Source organism: Stenotrophomonas sp. STEN008, from assembly GCF_056760435.1.
In genome coordinates this window covers 1-646 of record NZ_JBRRET010000087.1, presented here as the reverse complement: position 1 = coordinate 646, position 646 = coordinate 1, and the positions used below count along the sequence as shown (strand labels likewise).

Annotated in this window: 1 protein-coding gene; it reads right to left on the bottom strand. The window is 70.6% G+C overall.

Annotation, left to right across the window (positions count from 1 at the left end; translation table 11 throughout):
- On the bottom strand, positions 1 to 646 hold a 646-nt coding region (locus ACVOME_RS18665; RefSeq protein WP_481505395.1), incomplete at both ends, for an autotransporter outer membrane beta-barrel domain-containing protein.

Here is a 646-nt window from a genome sequence, read left to right as displayed (position 1 = left end):
GCGTCATAACGGCCGGTGAGCGTGTCGCTGAATCCTGCGAACGCCAGCTCGCGGGTGCTCTCTGCCTCGTGCTTGCTCCAGGCCACGCCACCGCGCAGACCGAAGCCGCCCCAGCTGTGGCTGGCGTAGGCACCGAAGTGGGTATTGTCGATCTTGGACTTGGCACGGCGGTCACGTTGCTTGACGTCGGTACGGCCGGTGCCGGCCAGTACGCCGGCCTGCCAGCCATCGAACTCGCGGTCGATACCGACCAGCAGGCCGTTGCTGTTGGCATCCGTGCGCGCGGTTTCGACATCGCCATCGAGCTTGCCGTTGCCGCCGATCGCCTGTACCCACGCACCGGTCGCGTCGCCGGTGCTGCCCGGCGACGCATTGCCCGCACGCCGCGACAAGGCTGCATCACGCACGTAGCGGCTGCTCTCGACCAGCACCAGCGGCGTGGCGGCATGCAGCTCGCCGCTCAGGCCGTCCAGCGCGGCGCCGACCTGGGCGGGGAACAGCTGGGTCAGCGGCCGGGGCAGGCCCTGGTTGATCGCCAGGCCATCGGCTACGCCAGCGACGGCGCGCTGGTTGCGCGTGGTGGCCGCGGTGGCCAGCAGCGCACCCCGGGCCACGTCGATGCGCGCACCATTGGCGCTGTAGGCCA